This is a genomic window from Vagococcus penaei, assembly GCF_001998885.1.
In the GTDB taxonomy this organism is placed as follows: Bacteria; Bacillota; Bacilli; order Lactobacillales; family Vagococcaceae; genus Vagococcus; species Vagococcus penaei.
In genome coordinates this window covers 210,384-226,430 of sequence record NZ_CP019609.1, presented here as the reverse complement: position 1 = coordinate 226,430, position 16,047 = coordinate 210,384, and the positions used below count along the sequence as shown (strand labels likewise).

Genomic DNA, 16,047 nt, shown 5'->3' with positions numbered 1-16,047 from the left:
AAAATAATTGTGTTAACTGTATTAGATAGTGAAAAACGAATAAATATTCTTGAAATATTTGTTAAACTAATTTAATATATGATATAGACGTATTTTGAATGAAAGTTGTGTGTTGTCTGTGGGGAAAAGAAAGTACATTACAGGAATCGATGGTCTTCGTTCGATTGCTGTGATAGGTGTCATCTTATATCATCTGTTACCAGATAATATGCCAGGTGGCTATTTAGGTGTGCCTTTATTTTTTGTTATTTCTGGATTTTTAATGACGGATATTTTATTACAGCAATGGCACACGCGTGGTAAGATATCGTTAAAGAGTTTTTATTTGAAACGTATTAGGCGGATTTATCCTTCGTTAATTACGCTGTTTTTGATTTTTGGTACAGTTGCTTTAATATTGCCACGTCATTTTTTGACGAATTATCGAGCCATTACGCTTAGCAGTATTTTTAACGTGAACAACTGGTGGCAAATTATAAATGGTTCTTCTTATTTTGATCGTTTTTCGAATCAATCAGCTTTTACTCATCTATGGTCGTTATCAATCGAAGGTCAGTTTTATCTTGTTTGGCCAATCATAATAGCACTTTTGATGTACAAAAATAGCTCCCATCGAAAATTATGGGTGACCTTAAGCCTTGGAACGATTTTATCTGCGGCATTAATGTGGTTTCTATATACTCCTGAAAATATTAATCGTATCTATTACGGGACTGACACGAGATTATTTTCAATTTTAGTAGGAGGTTTATTAGCTTTAGTGCTTCGTGATTGTCAAGAATGGATAAAAAAAATCCCGAAACTAACTGGTATGATTGCTTTTTTGACTAGTTTAATTATAGTTATTACTAGTTTTATGTTGATTAATGATAATACAGCATTTGTTTATCAAGGTGGAATGTTCTTATTTAGTATCGCCTGTACGGTACTATTGTGGTCTGTGATTCAATTCGAACGTGTTAACCAAACGTTAACTAATCCTTTGTTTAAGTGGATTGGATTACGCAGTTATGATATTTATCTATGGCAATTTCCTGTTATGATTGTCTATGAAGAATTATTAAGATTAGATGGCAGTCATAAGTGACTTCATTTTGTTATCCAGTTATTGATTATTTTAGGGTTATCCGAGTTGTCCTATCGTGTGTCTGTTTTTGTGACTAGGGAATTTAAGTGGGATTTCACAAATTTTAGAGTAGCTTTATTGTCTCTCAAGAGTAAAGTTGCAGTTGCCAGTGTCTCTTGTTTATTTTTAGGTTTTGGAACGGCTTTTGCGGTTGCACCATCAGGTCGAGCAGATAGCAGTGTTGCTTTGCAAAAAAAATTAGAGACCAATAAACGATTAATTGAAGAAAAAAAAGTAACTCAGGAAACAAGTGAAAAAATAACTGATTCATCGTTATCAAAAAGTAATCAGACAAGTGATTCTACAACAACAGCTTCAACAATTTTAACACCTGAGGAAGTTAAAAAAGCTGAAACATTAAAAGTATCGGCAGTGGGTGATTCTGTGTTGTTAAGTGCTGCACCTGATTTTCAAGCAACTTTTAAACAGGCATTAATCGATGCTGAAATTGGGCGCCAGCTAGTAGATAGCGAAGAAGTATTTAAAAAATTATCCCAAGAGAATAAATTGGGAGATGTCGTTGTTATCTCTTTAGGGACGAATGGGTCTTTTTCAAGTAAAGATATCGATGACATCATGTCGTATCTAGAAGATCGACAAGTTTATTTTGTGAATACCATGGTAGAGCGACCTTGGCAAAAAACTGTGAACGATGAGTTAATGCAGACAGCTAAACGTTATCGAAATGCACATGTGATTGACTGGAAAAGTTACTCAGCCAATCATCCTGAATGGTTCGACGTCGATAATGTCCATTTAGTACCTGATGGCGCACAGGCTTTTTCAGCTTTAATTGCCAAGGAAATTTTAGAAAGTAATGATTAGGTAAAATAATAATTAAGCAGTCTAAAGTTAACTATTTTAGTAGAAACTTTAGACTGTTTTTAATTGTGAAGAAATTGTGTCATTTGTTGGTAAAAATGATAAAATTCTGACAATTCAATTGTTAATAATAGCTAAATATGGTACATTTATTCGTGTAAAATCAAACAAGGAGCTTAATAAAGTGAACTATTTAATGGAGTTTTTGCGCTATTTATCTGTTGAACGTCAGTACTCTGTGTTAACAAGTAATGCTTATGAGGAAGACATAACACATTTTTTTGATTTCCTTGAAACAACTGGTGATGATGACTATCTAGCAGTGACACCTCAAGATGTCCGGGTTTATTTAGCTTATCTGCATGATAAACATTACCAGCGTAATTCAATTAGCCGGAAAATATCTAGTTTACGGGCTTTTTATCAATTTTTAGTGCAAAATCAATTTATTGTTGAAAATCCATTTTCATATGTACAAATGAAACGTCAAACAAAAAAATTACCACGTTTTTTTTATGAGAAAGAAATGGATTTGTTATTTGCGACTGTGTCTGGTGATAAATTATTGGATAAACGCAATAAGGTTCTCTTAGAAATATTATATGGGACTGGTATGCGGGTATCTGAGTGTATCCAGTTGACTATAAAGGATATTGATTTTGAGTCGGCCGTTTTTTTGGTTCACGGTAAAGGGAATAAAGAACGTTATGTACCATTTGGTTCTTTTGCAGCAGATGCCATTCACGATTATTTAGCTCATGTTCGGCCAGTTTTATTACTTAAAGGGGATGAAGCACATGATTATTTGTTAGTTAATCATCGTGGTGGTCAATTAACAACGGCTGGTGTAAGATATATTTTAAAGCAATTAATTCAACAAAGTGCGCTTACAACGGATATTCATCCGCACATGCTACGGCATACATTTGCGACGCATTTATTAAATAATGGTGCTGATATGCGAACAGTCCAAGAATTATTAGGGCATGTGAGTTTATCATCCACGCAAATATACACGCATGTTACGACGGAAGCGTTACAGAAAAATTATCGAAATTTTCATCCGAGAGCATAGCGTGACGTAACTTTAAATTTTATTATTAGGAGAGAGATAGATGGGATATACAACTTTTCATTCAACAACAATTTGTGCTGTCGAAAAAGACGGAAAATTTGCAATGGCTGGCGATGGTCAAGTAACAATGGGCGAGTCAGTTGTCATGAAAGGCACAGCACGTAAAGTTCGTCGAATTTATAATGGCGAGGTTGTCGTAGGTTTTGCAGGTAGCGTTGCTGATGCGTTTAACTTAGAAGAAAAATTTGAAACAAAATTAAATCAATACAAAGGCAATCTTATGCGTGCAGCTGTTGAGTTGGCAATGGAATGGCGCAGTGATAAGATGATGCAAAAGTTAGAAGCTTTATTAATTGTAATGAATGATAAAGAGATGTTAGTCGTTTCGGGAACGGGTGAAGTTATCGCGCCTGATGATGGTATTTTAGCAATAGGCTCAGGTGGTAATTACGCATTAGCAGCCGCTCGTGCAATGAAAAATAACGGACGAGCTGAAATGACAGCAGGTGAAATCGCTAAGGCTGCATTGAATGTTGCTGCAGATATTTGTGTCTATACCAATCATAATATTATCTTAGAAGAGATTTAAGGAGAGTAATCAAATGAAAGCTATTCATAAAACACCAAAAGAAATTGTTATTGAACTAGATCAATATATTGTTGGCCAAGAAGTGGCGAAAAAATCTGTGGCGGTTGCGTTACGTAATCGATACCGCAGAATGCAGTTACCTGAAGATATGCAACAAGAAATTACCCCCAAAAATTTATTAATGATTGGGCCAACAGGTGTTGGTAAAACTGAAATTGCCCGTCGTTTAGCTAAAATTGTTAATGCACCTTTCGTCAAAGTAGAAGCAACTAAATTTACTGAAGTAGGTTATGTTGGTCGTGACGTTGAGTCAATGGTTCGTGACTTAGTTGAAGCAAGTATTATCATTGTTAAAAAAGAAAAATATTCTCAAGTTTATTCTCAAGCAAAGAAAAAAGCTGATGAACGTCTAGTGAAACTTTTAGTTCCTGGCATCAAGAAAGAAAAACGCCAGAGTGGCAATCAATTTGATATGATGATGCAAATGATGAATGGATTGCAAAACCAAAATCAAGACGAAGAAAAAGAAGAAGTAACAGATTCAATTCGAGTGAGTCGTGAGACGGTTCAATCACAATTAGAAAAAGGTTTGCCGGAAGATCGTGAAGTAACGGTTGAGGTTGAAGAAAAGAAAACTGTACCAGCGATGAATAACGGATTAGAACAAATGGGTATTGACTTAGGTGATACCTTGAGTGCGTTAACGCCTAAAAAGAAAATTAAACGCACATTATCTGTTGCTGAAGCACGTGAAATTTTAATTAACGAAGAATCTGAAAAATTAGTTAATGATGCAGATATCCATAGTGAAGCAATTCGTTTGGCGAAAAATAACGGGATTATTTTTATTGATGAGTTCGATAAAATTACATCAAAATCTGATAATCAGGGTCAAGTATCACGTGAAGGTGTTCAACGTGACATCTTACCAATCGTTGAAGGCTCATTAGTTAATACGAAATATGGTGCTATTCCAACTGATCATATTCTATTTATAGCGTCTGGAGCTTTTCATATGAGTAAGCCAAGTGATTTGATACCTGAGCTTCAAGGACGATTTCCAATTCGTGTGGAATTAAATGATTTAACAGCAAATGATTTCGTTCGTATTTTGACGGAACCAAATAATGCTTTAATCAAGCAATATATTGCGTTATTAGGAACAGAAAACATCGATGTCACATTTACGAAAGAAGCAATTGATCGCATTGCTGAAATTGCCTATCAAGTAAATAGTGAAACAGACAATATTGGTGCTCGTCGCTTGCATACAATTTTAGAGAAACTATTAGAAGATTTATTATTTGAAGCTTCTGACATGCAAATGGCCGATATTACAATTACTGAAGGCTATGTTAATGAGAAATTAGATAAAATTGCGCATGATGAAGATTTAAGTCGCTATATTTTATAAGTCTAGCTATTCAGGTAGGGGAAGGAGGCATTTTATTGGAGTCGTTATTAAGTAAAACCAGAATGATTAATGAACTGTTGCAACGGGAAGACATGATGATTGCTAATTCTGAGTTGCCTTACTCGCAAATGGCTGCGACATTGGGTGATATCTTAGATTGTAATGTCTATATTGTTGATAAAAAAGGTAGTGTCAAAGGTTTTATCGTGGTACATCAAGTAAACAATGAACGAGTTCAGCAGATGCTAGTTGCACAACAACTACCAACTGAATATATTATGAATATTAGTTTGCTGACAATGACAAAGGAAAATATCACGATGGATAGCGATATTACAATGTTTCCTATTGAGTTACGTGATGATTTACCTGATGCGTTTACAACGATTGTACCGATTTATGGTGCAGGTGAACGATTAGGTACCATTGTTCTTGGTAGGCTGGGCTGTTCTTTTGAGTCTGATGACTTAGTCTTGGCTGAATACAGTGCAACCGTTGTTGGAATGCAGTTATTGTATCAGCAATCACGTGAGTTAGAATTTGAAATTCGCGAAACGACTGCAGTACAAATGGCGATTAGCACGTTGTCATTTAGCGAGCTAAAAGCTGTCAAAGCAATTTTTGATGCCTTAGAAGGCACAGAAGGACGTTTAACAGCATCCACGATTGCTGATCAGATTGGTATCACGCGTTCGGTTATTGTGAATGCCTTACGTAAACTAGAATCTGCCGGTGTTATAGAGTCACGTTCTTTGGGAATGAAAGGAACGTACATTAAAATTATTAATAAGTACTTTAAAGAGGAACTAACGTGTACAGAATTAATTTAATCAAAGGAGCTGTTGGTGATGGAAAGAGTGGTATTAGAAAACGAAGTATGTCGCGCAGTCTTTTCGAGTCATGGTGCTGAATTAATTAGTTTTCAAACGAAAAAAAATAACCTGGAGTATATTTGGCAAGGAAATCAAGACTATTGGAGTCGACATGCACCAATCCTCTTTCCTATTGTTGGTCGCTTGAAAGATAATCAGTATACTTATAAAAATCAAACATATCAAATGAACCAGCATGGTTTTGCCCGTGACTGTGAGTTCCAAGTGGTTAACCCCACCAAAGATAAAGCAATCTTTACATTATCTAGTTCTGAAGCAACGAAAATCAATTATCCATTTTCATTTGAATTAGTTGTGACTTATGAGTTGAATCAAGATACCTTAGATATTTCTTATGATGTTATAAGTTTAGAAACGGAATTAATTTTTGGAATTGGTGGACATCCAGCGTTTAATGTTCCATTAGTTGCAGGTACGACTTTTGATGAGTACTATGTTGAATTCACACCATCTAAAAGTCGGACTAGATTACCTTTATCGGGGCCATTTGTTGATTTGAATTGTGCAACTTTAGCGCAAACAAATACGAGCATTATGCTCAAACGTAGTTGGTTTAAAAATGATGCAGTCATCCTACGTACTGTCGACGAAAATCAATTTACGATAAAATCAGACGCAACACCGCACGGAGTTAAGCTAGCAATGCATCAGGCGCCTTTTGTTGGCTTTTGGTCGCTATATGATAAAGAAGCGCCATTCGTTTGTATCGAGCCATGGTGGGGGATTGCTGATACACTAGATTCAACTGGTGAATTAGAAAATAAATTTGGTATGAACCGTTTAGAACCTAATTCATCTTTTCATGCAAGTTATTCTATTAGTATTTTTTAGGATCAAATTCATGTAAAAAACGTGTCAACCTCTCTCAATGATAGTGATTTTTGAGAAGAGGTGACACGTTTTAACTATTTGTTAACTGTAATAATTATGGTTTTCTAAGTGTAATTTACTTAAAATAATAGAAGCAGTTTCTTCAATTGATTTTTGGGCAACGTTAATAACCAAACAATCTAGTTTTTTATATAATTCATTAGCGAATTTTAATTCTTCGTGGATCGTCTCCAATGCAGAATAGGCAGTATCTGGATTTAAACCATAGGCACGCATTCTTTCTTTGCGAATACTATTTAGAATTTCTGGGTCATTTGTGAGACCAACAATTTTTTTAGGGTCTACTTCCCATAGTTGTTTTGGAATATGGGCAGAAGGAATTAAAGGCAAATTAGCGACTTTAAAATTTTTGTTTGCCAAAAATAAACTTAAAGGCGTTTTGGATGTACGTGAAACACCTAAAAGTAGAATGTCAGCTTCTAAAAAACCTTTGGCGTCTTTTCCGTCGTCGTATTTGACAGCAAACTCCATGGCGCTCATACGGTCAAAATAATCTTGGGTTAGAAAATGAGTCGCGCCAGGAATTCGTGCAGGAGGAGTACCTGTACGAATCCCTAATTCACTAACTAAAGGCGATAAGGCATCTAAAGTAAACAGATGATGCTCCAAGCAGAACTGGTTAGAAAATTCAACCAAGTCTTCAGAAATTAATGTCTGGATGACTAAAGCATTTAAAGTACGAGCTTCTTCTAGTGCTGGTCTAAGCTCATCAAGTTTATCAACAAATGTTTGACGATAAAGACAAAATTCAATATCAGAGTGCTCATATTGTGCCATTGCGGCTTTCGCTAACTTAGTTGCCGTTTCACCAGCAGAATCAGAAATGATATAAATATTAATTAATTGGGAGGACATAGCTACAAACCTTTCAAGTTTTTACTTTTATATTATTATAGCATATAATAAACATAAATAATTAGTAAGTGGAAGTGGTCAGTATGCAACATAAAATAGATTTAGCAATGCAACTAATGAAAGATCAAGGATTTAAATATACTAAACGCCGAGTTGATATTTTAACGTTTCTTGCTGAAGAAGATCGTTATGTGGGCGCGCTAGAAGTATTCGAATGGATGAATCAGCAATATCAAGGGATGAGTTACGACACAGTTTATCGTAATTTGCGTGATTTTAGCCAATTAGGTATTTTAGAAGAAACAGAATTAAATGGCGAAAAAAAGTACCGGTTTCATTGTGATACGTGTGCCCATCAACATCACCATCATCACTTTATTTGTACAGAGTGTGGGGCTACAAGAGAACTTAATTTGTGCCCGATGGATTTTTTTAAAGAGCAATTACCTGGCTGTATTATTGAGAGTCACCGCTTTGAAATCTTAGGAAAATGTGATAAATGTGCAAAAAAATGAAAGTCGGTGTTGACGGAGTTTACTTAACTAAGTTATAATATATAACGAACAGTTTTTTGTTTAATTTATTATATAAAAAACGGTTACCACATAGTTTGGAGGGAGGGATTTATATGTCAAAAACTGTTGTTCGTAAAAACGAATCATTAGATGACGCTCTTCGTCGCTTCAAACGTTCCGTTTCAAAAACTGGTACCTTACAAGAGTACCGTAAGCGTGAGTTCTACGAAAAACCAAGTGTTAAGCGTAAGAAAAAGTCTGAAGCTGCAAGAAAACGTAAAAAATACTAGTTTTAATGAATGGATCTGATATTATGACACTGTTAAGCAATTTAAATAGTGATATAAAAGTAGCGATGAAAAGTCAAGACAAGGAGACGCTTTCTGTTCTTAGATTAATGAAATCAGCAATACAAAATGATGAAATTAAAAAAGGAACAGCTCTAAGTCCTGAGGAAGAATTAACCGTTTTGTCACGAGAAATGAAGCAAAGAAAAGAATCTCTTCACGAATTTGAAAAAGCGAATCGTCAAGATTTAGTTGAGAAAGTTCAAGGAGAAATTAACGTTGTTTCACGATACATGCCAAAACAATTAACGGATGCTGAACTGCGAGATATAATAGCGGCAGCTGTTAAAACTTCAGGTGCGACATCTATGAAAGATTTTGGTCAAGTGATGGGGTTGGTTATGCCTCAAGTTAAAGGAAAAGCTGATGGTCAACAGGTCAACGCTTTAGTGAAAGAATTAATATCATAATCCTAAAAACGGTGAGTTTACTCATCGTTTTTTTTGTTGCAATTGTTGGTGTTATTCAAGATATGTGGTATTATTTACAAGTGTAGGATAGAAAAGGAGTGTCACTTATTGATTAATGAAGATAATAAAGCAATCGATATCGTTATCGATAATCACGTTGATTTAAATGAATTATTTGGTTTACAAGATGCGCACTTAACGTTATTAGAGGATTACTTAACGGTATCAATTTCTAGTCGTGGTGAAGTCATCCATATCGAAGGAGCCTCTTCAAAGGTTGACCAAGCACATCGCATTTTAGGGGCTTTAATGGAATTAATAAAGCGAAGTCATAAAATTAATCAACAAGATGTGATAACTGCAATTAAGATGAGTCAATCCGATAATTTGGGAGCATTTTTGAATTTATATGAAGTTTCTTTAATTAAAGATGCTAAAGGTAATTCGATTCGCATTAAAAATGCTAGTCAGAAAGCTTATATTGATGCGATAAAGAAAAACGATGTTGTATTTGGTATTGGTCCTGCTGGAACGGGAAAAACTTTTTTAGCTGTTGTTATGGCAGTCGCTGCTTTGAAAAATGGTCAAGTCGATAAAATTATCTTGACGAGACCTGCAGTTGAAGCAGGCGAAAACCTTGGATTTTTACCTGGTGACTTACAAGAAAAAGTAAATCCTTATTTACGGCCTGTCTATGATGCGTTGTATCAAATTTTAGGTATGGAGCACACTGCTCGTTTAATGGAGCGTGGAGTTATTGAAATCGCGCCGTTAGCCTATATGCGTGGTCGGACTCTAGATAAAGCATTTGTTATTTTGGATGAAGCGCAAAATACCACTAATGCACAAATGAAAATGTTCTTAACTAGACTTGGTTATGGATCAAAAATGATTGTTAATGGTGATAAAACGCAAATTGATTTACCTTCTAAAGTTGCGAGTGGTTTAATTAAAGCTGAACAACTTTTAAAAGGACTAAATAAAATTACATTTATAGAGTTTACCGCTGAAGACGTCGTCCGTCACCCAGTTGTCGCTGAGATTATTAGAGCTTATGAAAAGGATAGATAAGGACATAAGTTAGGAGGTCTAATTCATGACTTTGAACGTTCGACAAATACCTGAAAAAATGGGTAAGAAGTATGTTCCCGCGGTTTTGACTGTTTTGGTCATTGTATTATTTTTTGTCATATTAGGTAGTGTTCGACACAAGCAAGTTGATTTTAAGGTTGGACAATTAGCAGAAGAAACAATCAGGGCTAATAAAACAATCGAAAATAAAGTAGAAACTGAAGAAAAACAACGGTTAGCGATGGAAAGTGTGTCACCTGAATATACGTATGATTCTAATAAAGCAGATCAGCAAGTTGCACTAGTCGGTAGCCTTTTTTCGATGGTCAAAGAAGTTAATGGAGAAACAGAAACGAAATACAAAGAGGATTTAGAGAAGGCAAAAGATAAAAATAGTGTCAATCGTCTCAGTGTTGATGAAAAACTTCCTTTATTAAAATCAAAATTTGAAAAGTTAAACCAAAGTGATATTGCTTATTTTCAAACATACCCGGACCGTTTTTATGAACAGTTGTTAGAATTATCATCTGATGACTTAAAGCAATTAGAAGCGGAAAGTCGTGACTTGGTTAAAACGGTTATGGCAAAAAAATTCGTAATTCAACTTTGCAAATGGAAAAAAATTCTGCTACTGATCGGATTCAATATTTGAATTTATCAAGTTCACTTCAACAGTTACTAAAAAGCATTGTTGATCGAACGATTGTCATTAATGAAGTTGCAAATGAAAAGGCAACTGAAAAGATGAAGGAAAGTGCCAAGAACAATACACAACCTGTCATGATTTACCAAGGTGAAATTATTGTACGCGAAGGTGAGCAAATTGATTCTAAGGCGATGGAAAAAATTGTATTATTAGGATTAAATAATCAATCAACATCAATTTATCCAATTATATCTGTTGTATTTACGTTATTATTACAGACTATTATCATCTCTTATATTTTAAAAAATGAAGAAGAAAGCAAGCGTAATCGGATTCTAACCTTGTATGCTACTGCAATTTTATTCTCTGTGATATTAATGAAAATGTTATACCTATTCCAAAAGGATGGTTTAAGTACTGTTGCTTTGATTTACCCTGCAGCATTTGCGCCATTAATGGTTGGTTTGTTTATTAATCGTAAGTGGAGTTTGACCTTAACTCTCTTTCAAGCGATTTTTTCGATTTTTATTTTTTATCGATTTGCTGGAACGACCTCATTATTAATGATTTGCTTATTTTACGTTTTCTGTGGTAGTATCGCTAGTTTCTTAAGTCGAAAAAGAATAAATAGTCAACTTAAGTCCGCTTCATTTTTGTTAATGATTTTACCTATTCTTTTTGTTTTAGTTCTGACATCCTATCAAGGCATGGGAATTACGGATAGCAAAACTGTCACAAATATTTTTATGGCTGGTGCTAGCGGACTGTTCTCATTCGTTTTATCAATAGGTTTGTACCCATATATTGAATTGGTGGTTAATGATGATAGCGTCATTGTTTTAAATGAGTTGAGTAATCCAAATCATCCATTGTTAAAACGATTATTAGAAGAAGCACCAGGAACTTATCATCATAGTATGATGGTTGCTAGTTTAAGTGCGAATGCGGTTGCTGAAATTGGTGGGCGGTCTTTATTAACACGTGTTGCTTGCTATTATCACGATATTGGAAAAATAAAGCATGCTAACTTTTTCGTTGAAAATTTACCAGATGGTGCAGATAATCCTCATAATTTCTTATTACCATCGGATAGTAAAGAAATTATTTTTGGACATGTAACTGATGGTGTAAAGATTCTTAAAGATGCTAAAATGCCCCAATTTGTTATTGATGTTTGTCAACAGCATCATGGTACAACGTTAATGAAATATTTTTATATTAAAGAACAAGAGCGGAATGCTGATACACAAGAGTCTTCATTTCGTTACCCTGGACCAATTCCACAGAGTCGAGAGGCTGGTATTGTGAATATTGCAGATAGCTCTGAAGCTGCCGTTCGCGCAATGGATCATCCAACCAACGAAAAAATCCGTGAGTTTGTCCATAATCTAATTCAATCACGTATAGAAGATGGTCAGTTAGTGGATTCGGGATTAACTTTGAAAGAGTTGAAGATTATTGAAAATTCAATTGTTAATGGACTATGTAGTACTTTCCACTCACGAATTAAGTATCCAAAAATGAAATCAGAAGCAGTAAAAATGAAACAAGAACAAGAAGAGAGAGAGATTTAACTATGGAGATTACTTTAATTGATGAATCAGCGTATCTAACTGATGAACAACACCAATTAGTCTTAAACCTTTTAGACTTTGCATCAAAACAACCAGAATTAAATTTAGCTGAAGATACGGAAATGTCTGTTACTTTTGTCGATAATGCAGCAATTCAAGAAATTAATCGAACGTATCGGGAAAAAGACATGCCAACGGATGTGATTAGTTTTGCGATTGAGGATGAAACAGATGATGAGCTAGCGATTGAATGGGATGATTTTGATATTCCTCGAAATATCGGGGATATCATTGTATCTTTTGATAAAATTGTTGAGCAGGCTACGGAATACAAACACTCATTTGAGCGTGAGCTAGGCTTTCTGGTTGTCCATGGTTTTCTTCATTTAAATGGTTACGATCATCTGACTGAAGACGAAGAAAAAGAAATGTTTGATTTACAACGAAAGATTTTGGCCGAGTATGGTCTTAAAAGATAAACCCCAAATCAAAAAAAATCAACACATTTATCAAGCTATTTATTATGCGCTAAATGGTATTCGCTGTACAATCAAATCCGAACGTAATATGCGTTATCACTTGATTTTAGGCGTAATAGTATTAGTACTTGGCTTTGTTTTTCAAGTATCACGAATTGAGTGGCTTTTTTTAATCAGTTGTATTGGCTTAGTACTATTTGCTGAAATGCTTAATACCGCGATTGAAACAACTGTCGATTTAGTGACAAACCAAACGTATCATCCGTTAGCTAAAAAAGCCAAAGATATCGCTGCAGGAGCGGTTTTAATCATCTCTCTATATGCGTTAATAGTTGGTATCATCATTTTTTTACCAAAATGTTTTACACTGTTAAAATTAATCAACTAAATTTATTAGGAGGAATAAGCAATTGACTGACTCATCATTTAAATCAGGCTTTGTTGCCATTATCGGGCGTCCTAACGTTGGAAAATCAACGTTATTAAATCGAATTGTTGCACAAAAAATTGCCATAATGAGTGACAAAGCTCAAACAACAAGAAACAAAATTCAAGGGGTCTACACGACTGATGAGGCCCAATTAGTTTTTATTGATACACCAGGAATTCACAAGCCAAAAAGTAAATTAGGTGATTTCATGGTAGAGACAGCTTATAGCGCTTTACGTGAAGTTGACGTCATTTTATTCATGGTTAGTGCGGACCAACCACGTGGACGGGGCGATGATTTCATTATTGAGCGTTTACGCAAAGTATCTGCTCCTGTCTACCTAGTTATTAATAAAATTGATACTGTTCACCCTGATGAGTTATTACCAATCATTGAAGATTATCGTCAAGAATTTGATTTTGCTGAAGTTGTACCAATTTCTGCAACTGAAGGTAATAATGTTCCGAATCTTTTAAATGTTTTAATTGACCATATGCCTGAGGGACCAAAATACTATCCTAAAGATATGGTGACTGACCATCCTGAGTATTTTATTGTGTCAGAATTAATCCGTGAAAAAGTCTTACAATTAACGGAACAAGAAGTACCACATTCGGTGGCTGTGGTGACTGAGAGTATGCAACGAGATCCATATGATAAAATTCATATTCAAGCAACAATTATTGTTGAACGTGATAGTCAAAAAGGTATCATCATCGGTAAAGGTGGTAAAATGCTAAAAGAGATTGGGACACGGTCACGTAAAGATATTGAAAACTTGTTAGGTAATAAAGTCTTTTTAGAAGTATGGGTAAAAGTCCAAAAAAATTGGCGTGATAAACGCAAAGACTTACAAAATTTTGGGTACCGTGAGATGGATTATTAAGCACGTTGTGAAAACATGGGGAGACCCATGTTTTCTTTCATTCATTAATAGAAATGGTGGTGAAAATTACGGGACAGCAAATTGAAGCGTGTGGTATGGTATTATTCGCAAAAAATTATCGTGAAAAAGATAAGTTAGTTAAGATTTTTACTGAGACACATGGTAAACGCATGTTTTTTGTAAGACGAGCCCATCAAAAAAACAATCCGTTAAATCCGGCTATCCAACCATTTACTGAAGCAAATTACATTATGGATTTACGACCTGATGGGTTGTCTTTTTTAAATAGTGTGAAAGATGTTCATCCGTTTTTTACTATCCAAAAAGACATTTTTATTTCGGCTTATGCTACATATATTTTGAATTTGGTTGATGTTGCGATTGAAGATAACCAGCCGGATCCAGCATTATATGGTTTTACGAAACAAGCATTATCACTGTTAAATGAGACTCGTGATGCTGAAGTGATTACGTCCATTTTTGAAATCGAACTATTGCAACGCTTTGGAATTGCCATTAATTGGCGAAAATGTGCTATCTGTGGAGCAACACAAGGTAAATTTGATTATTCAGATAGTTTTCACGGGATTCTATGTGAAAATGATTGGCATCGAGATGAGCGTCGAAGCCATTTTGATAGTCGTGCAGTCCATTTTTTACGAGTTTTCTCGGCAATTAGCTATAATCAGATTAATCAAATTAAATTATCAGAAGAAACGAAGACGGATATACGTCAGGTGATTGATTCCTTGTATGAGGATTATGTAGGAATTCACTTGAAAAGCAAAAAATTTATTGATCAAATGAAAAACTGGGAGACTGTGTTGAAACCGGATTTGAAAAAAAATGATTGACAAACAATCAATCAATCATTAAGATTAATTTAATTGAATCATTTACGTTGATAGAGATAAGTAGTTGTGATGAGTTAGTTTTAGCGAGTATGGGTGAGTGTGAGCCATATACTAATAATTATGATGAAGGCCCTCTTGAGTAAAGTTAATGAAGCTGCTGATGAATTTATCAGAAGTAGGGTGGAACCGCGATTTATCGTCCCTATGTCTAATGCGTTTAGTATTAGACATAGGGACTTTTTGTTTACATTATAAAGGAGGAATTTTAAATGAGTCAGAAATTGACTGTGCAAGAAATGATTTTAGCGCTACAAAAGTATTGGTCTGAACAAGGTTGTATGTTGATGCAAGCTTATGATACCGAAAAAGGTGCAGGAACAATGAGTCCTTATACCTTTTTACGTGCTATTGGACCAGAACCTTGGAATGCGGCTTACGTGGAGCCGTCAAGACGTCCAGCTGATGGACGCTATGGTGATAATCCCAACCGATTGTACCAACATCATCAATTTCAGGTGGTAATGAAACCATCACCTTTAAATATCCAAGAGTTGTACTTAGATAGTTTAAAAGTTTTAGGAATTGATCCATTACAACATGATATTCGTTTTGTCGAAGATAATTGGGAAAATCCTTCTATGGGCTGTGCTGGTTTAGGATGGGAAGTTTGGTTAGATGGAATGGAAATTACTCAGTTTACTTATTTCCAACAAGTTGGTGGTCTAGAATGTCGCCCAGTTACGTCAGAGTTGACTTATGGGTTAGAGCGTTTAGCATCTTATATCCAAGAAGTGGAAAGTGTATATGACTTAGAGTGGACCCATGGTGTAAAATATGGTGAAATTTTTGTCCAACCAGAATATGAACATTCAGTATATTCATTTGATGAAAGTAATCAGGAGATGTTGTTAAACTTATTTAATATGTATGAAGCAGAAGCAACACGTTGTATTGACAAAGGATTAGTTCATCCAGCTTATGACTTTGTTTTAAAATGTAGCCATGCTTTTAATTTGTTGGACGCTCGTGGTGCGGTTTCAGTAACAGAACGTGCTGGATATTTATCACGTATTCGTAAAATGGCGCGAGAGCTAGCGAAGACCTTTGTGGCAGAACGTGAAAAATTAGGATTCCCATTATTACAACAAAAAACTGAGGAGGAAGCGTAAG

Annotated in this window: 17 protein-coding genes and 1 pseudogene; 17 read left to right on the top strand and 1 reads right to left on the bottom strand. The window is 35.1% G+C overall.

Annotated elements, in window-relative coordinates; all coding sequences use genetic code 11:
• Positions 1-118 precede the first annotated feature (118 nt).
• The 7 genes from BW732_RS01040 to BW732_RS01010 all read left to right on the top strand — a co-directional run bounded on the left by BW732_RS01040 (position 119) and on the right by BW732_RS01010 (position 6,750).
• Positions 119-1,087, top strand: coding sequence for an acyltransferase family protein (locus BW732_RS01040; RefSeq protein ID WP_161485492.1), 969 nt, complete (start codon positions 119-121; stop codon positions 1,085-1,087).
• A gap of 117 nt (positions 1,088-1,204) precedes the next feature.
• The gene (locus BW732_RS01035) at positions 1,205-1,951 is read left to right on the top strand and encodes an SGNH/GDSL hydrolase family protein (protein WP_077275044.1); all 747 of its coding nucleotides are present in this window, start codon (positions 1,205-1,207) and stop codon (positions 1,949-1,951) included.
• A 193-nt stretch (positions 1,952-2,144) separates the two neighbouring features.
• Positions 2,145-3,023 carry a tyrosine recombinase XerC gene (gene xerC, locus BW732_RS01030; protein ID WP_077276835.1) on the top strand — a complete coding sequence of 293 codons (879 nt, stop codon included), beginning with the start codon at positions 2,145-2,147 and terminating at the stop codon, positions 3,021-3,023.
• 40 nt (positions 3,024-3,063) lie between these two features.
• On the top strand, positions 3,064-3,612 hold the full coding sequence (gene hslV, locus BW732_RS01025) for an ATP-dependent protease subunit HslV (protein ID WP_077275043.1): 549 nt from the start codon (positions 3,064-3,066) through the stop codon (positions 3,610-3,612).
• 13 nt (positions 3,613-3,625) lie between these two features.
• Positions 3,626-5,026, top strand: coding sequence for an ATP-dependent protease ATPase subunit HslU (hslU, locus tag BW732_RS01020; protein ID WP_077275042.1), 1,401 nt, complete (start codon positions 3,626-3,628; stop codon positions 5,024-5,026).
• Positions 5,027-5,061: 35 nt separating this feature from the next.
• Positions 5,062-5,856 (top strand): GTP-sensing pleiotropic transcriptional regulator CodY, encoded by a 795-nt coding sequence (codY, locus tag BW732_RS01015; protein WP_077275041.1) that lies wholly within the window; start codon positions 5,062-5,064, stop codon positions 5,854-5,856.
• A gap of 18 nt (positions 5,857-5,874) precedes the next feature.
• Positions 5,875-6,750, top strand: coding sequence for an aldose 1-epimerase family protein (locus BW732_RS01010; RefSeq protein WP_077275040.1), 876 nt, complete (start codon positions 5,875-5,877; stop codon positions 6,748-6,750).
• A gap of 81 nt (positions 6,751-6,831) precedes the next feature.
• Here BW732_RS01010 and BW732_RS01005 read toward each other — a convergent pair whose 3' ends face one another.
• Positions 6,832-7,665, bottom strand: a complete 834-nt coding sequence (locus BW732_RS01005; RefSeq protein WP_077275039.1) for a pyruvate, water dikinase regulatory protein — start codon at positions 7,663-7,665, stop codon at positions 6,832-6,834.
• Positions 7,666-7,748: 83 nt separating this feature from the next.
• On the opposite strand from BW732_RS01005, the gene BW732_RS01000 reads away from it, so the two are divergent.
• From BW732_RS01000 to glyQ, 10 genes and pseudogenes are all read left to right on the top strand, one after another.
• The gene (locus BW732_RS01000) at positions 7,749-8,180 is read left to right on the top strand and encodes a Fur family transcriptional regulator (RefSeq protein WP_077275038.1); all 432 of its coding nucleotides are present in this window, start codon (positions 7,749-7,751) and stop codon (positions 8,178-8,180) included.
• A gap of 113 nt (positions 8,181-8,293) precedes the next feature.
• A complete protein-coding gene (gene rpsU / locus BW732_RS00995; RefSeq protein WP_009490206.1) occupies positions 8,294-8,470 on the top strand; it encodes a 30S ribosomal protein S21 in 177 nt (58 codons plus the stop codon).
• Positions 8,471-8,493: 23 nt separating this feature from the next.
• Positions 8,494-8,937: a GatB/YqeY domain-containing protein gene (locus tag BW732_RS00990; RefSeq protein WP_077275037.1), complete on the top strand. Its 444-nt coding sequence runs from the start codon at positions 8,494-8,496 to the stop codon at positions 8,935-8,937.
• 111 nt (positions 8,938-9,048) lie between these two features.
• A complete protein-coding gene (locus tag BW732_RS00985; RefSeq protein ID WP_077276834.1) occupies positions 9,049-10,008 on the top strand; it encodes a PhoH family protein in 960 nt (319 codons plus the stop codon).
• Positions 10,009-10,033: 25 nt separating this feature from the next.
• A pseudogene (locus BW732_RS11695) lies at positions 10,034-12,228 on the top strand (HD family phosphohydrolase).
• 2 nt (positions 12,229-12,230) lie between these two features.
• The gene (gene ybeY, locus BW732_RS00975; protein ID WP_077275036.1) at positions 12,231-12,707 is read left to right on the top strand and encodes an rRNA maturation RNase YbeY; all 477 of its coding nucleotides are present in this window, start codon (positions 12,231-12,233) and stop codon (positions 12,705-12,707) included.
• Entirely contained in the window at positions 12,691-13,095 is a 405-nt protein-coding gene (locus BW732_RS00970) for a diacylglycerol kinase family protein (protein ID WP_077275035.1), read from the top strand. Before ybeY ends, BW732_RS00970 begins: the two co-directional genes overlap by 17 nt.
• A gap of 22 nt (positions 13,096-13,117) precedes the next feature.
• Positions 13,118-14,023, top strand: coding sequence for a GTPase Era (era, locus tag BW732_RS00965; RefSeq protein WP_077275034.1), 906 nt, complete (start codon positions 13,118-13,120; stop codon positions 14,021-14,023).
• Positions 14,024-14,118: 95 nt separating this feature from the next.
• Positions 14,119-14,877, top strand: coding sequence for a DNA repair protein RecO (recO, locus tag BW732_RS00960; protein WP_237301596.1), 759 nt, complete (start codon positions 14,119-14,121; stop codon positions 14,875-14,877).
• Positions 14,878-15,146: 269 nt separating this feature from the next.
• Positions 15,147-16,046 carry a glycine--tRNA ligase subunit alpha gene (gene glyQ / locus BW732_RS00955; protein ID WP_077275032.1) on the top strand — a complete coding sequence of 300 codons (900 nt, stop codon included), beginning with the start codon at positions 15,147-15,149 and terminating at the stop codon, positions 16,044-16,046.
• The last annotated feature ends 1 nt before the right edge of the window (position 16,047 follow it).

Excerpts from the sequence above, each read along its gene's own strand:
- BW732_RS01000 (WP_077275038.1), top strand. The coding sequence starts at position 7,749 with ATGCAACATAAAATAGATTTAGCAATGCAACTAATGAAAGATCAAGGA.
- glyQ (WP_077275032.1), top strand. The coding sequence starts at position 15,147 with ATGAGTCAGAAATTGACTGTGCAAGAAATGATTTTAGCGCTACAAAAG.
- BW732_RS00970 (WP_077275035.1), top strand. The coding sequence starts at position 12,691 with ATGGTCTTAAAAGATAAACCCCAAATCAAAAAAAATCAACACATTTAT.
- BW732_RS00990 (WP_077275037.1), top strand. The coding sequence starts at position 8,494 with ATGACACTGTTAAGCAATTTAAATAGTGATATAAAAGTAGCGATGAAA.
- hslU (WP_077275042.1), top strand. The coding sequence starts at position 3,626 with ATGAAAGCTATTCATAAAACACCAAAAGAAATTGTTATTGAACTAGAT.
- rpsU (WP_009490206.1), top strand. The coding sequence starts at position 8,294 with ATGTCAAAAACTGTTGTTCGTAAAAACGAATCATTAGATGACGCTCTT.
- BW732_RS01010 (WP_077275040.1), top strand. The coding sequence starts at position 5,875 with ATGGAAAGAGTGGTATTAGAAAACGAAGTATGTCGCGCAGTCTTTTCG.
- xerC (WP_077276835.1), top strand. The coding sequence starts at position 2,145 with ATGGAGTTTTTGCGCTATTTATCTGTTGAACGTCAGTACTCTGTGTTA.
- hslV (WP_077275043.1), top strand. The coding sequence starts at position 3,064 with ATGGGATATACAACTTTTCATTCAACAACAATTTGTGCTGTCGAAAAA.
- ybeY (WP_077275036.1), top strand. The coding sequence starts at position 12,231 with ATGGAGATTACTTTAATTGATGAATCAGCGTATCTAACTGATGAACAA.
- recO (WP_237301596.1), top strand. The coding sequence starts at position 14,119 with ATGGTATTATTCGCAAAAAATTATCGTGAAAAAGATAAGTTAGTTAAG.
- BW732_RS01005 (WP_077275039.1), bottom strand. The coding sequence starts at position 7,665 with ATGTCCTCCCAATTAATTAATATTTATATCATTTCTGATTCTGCTGGT.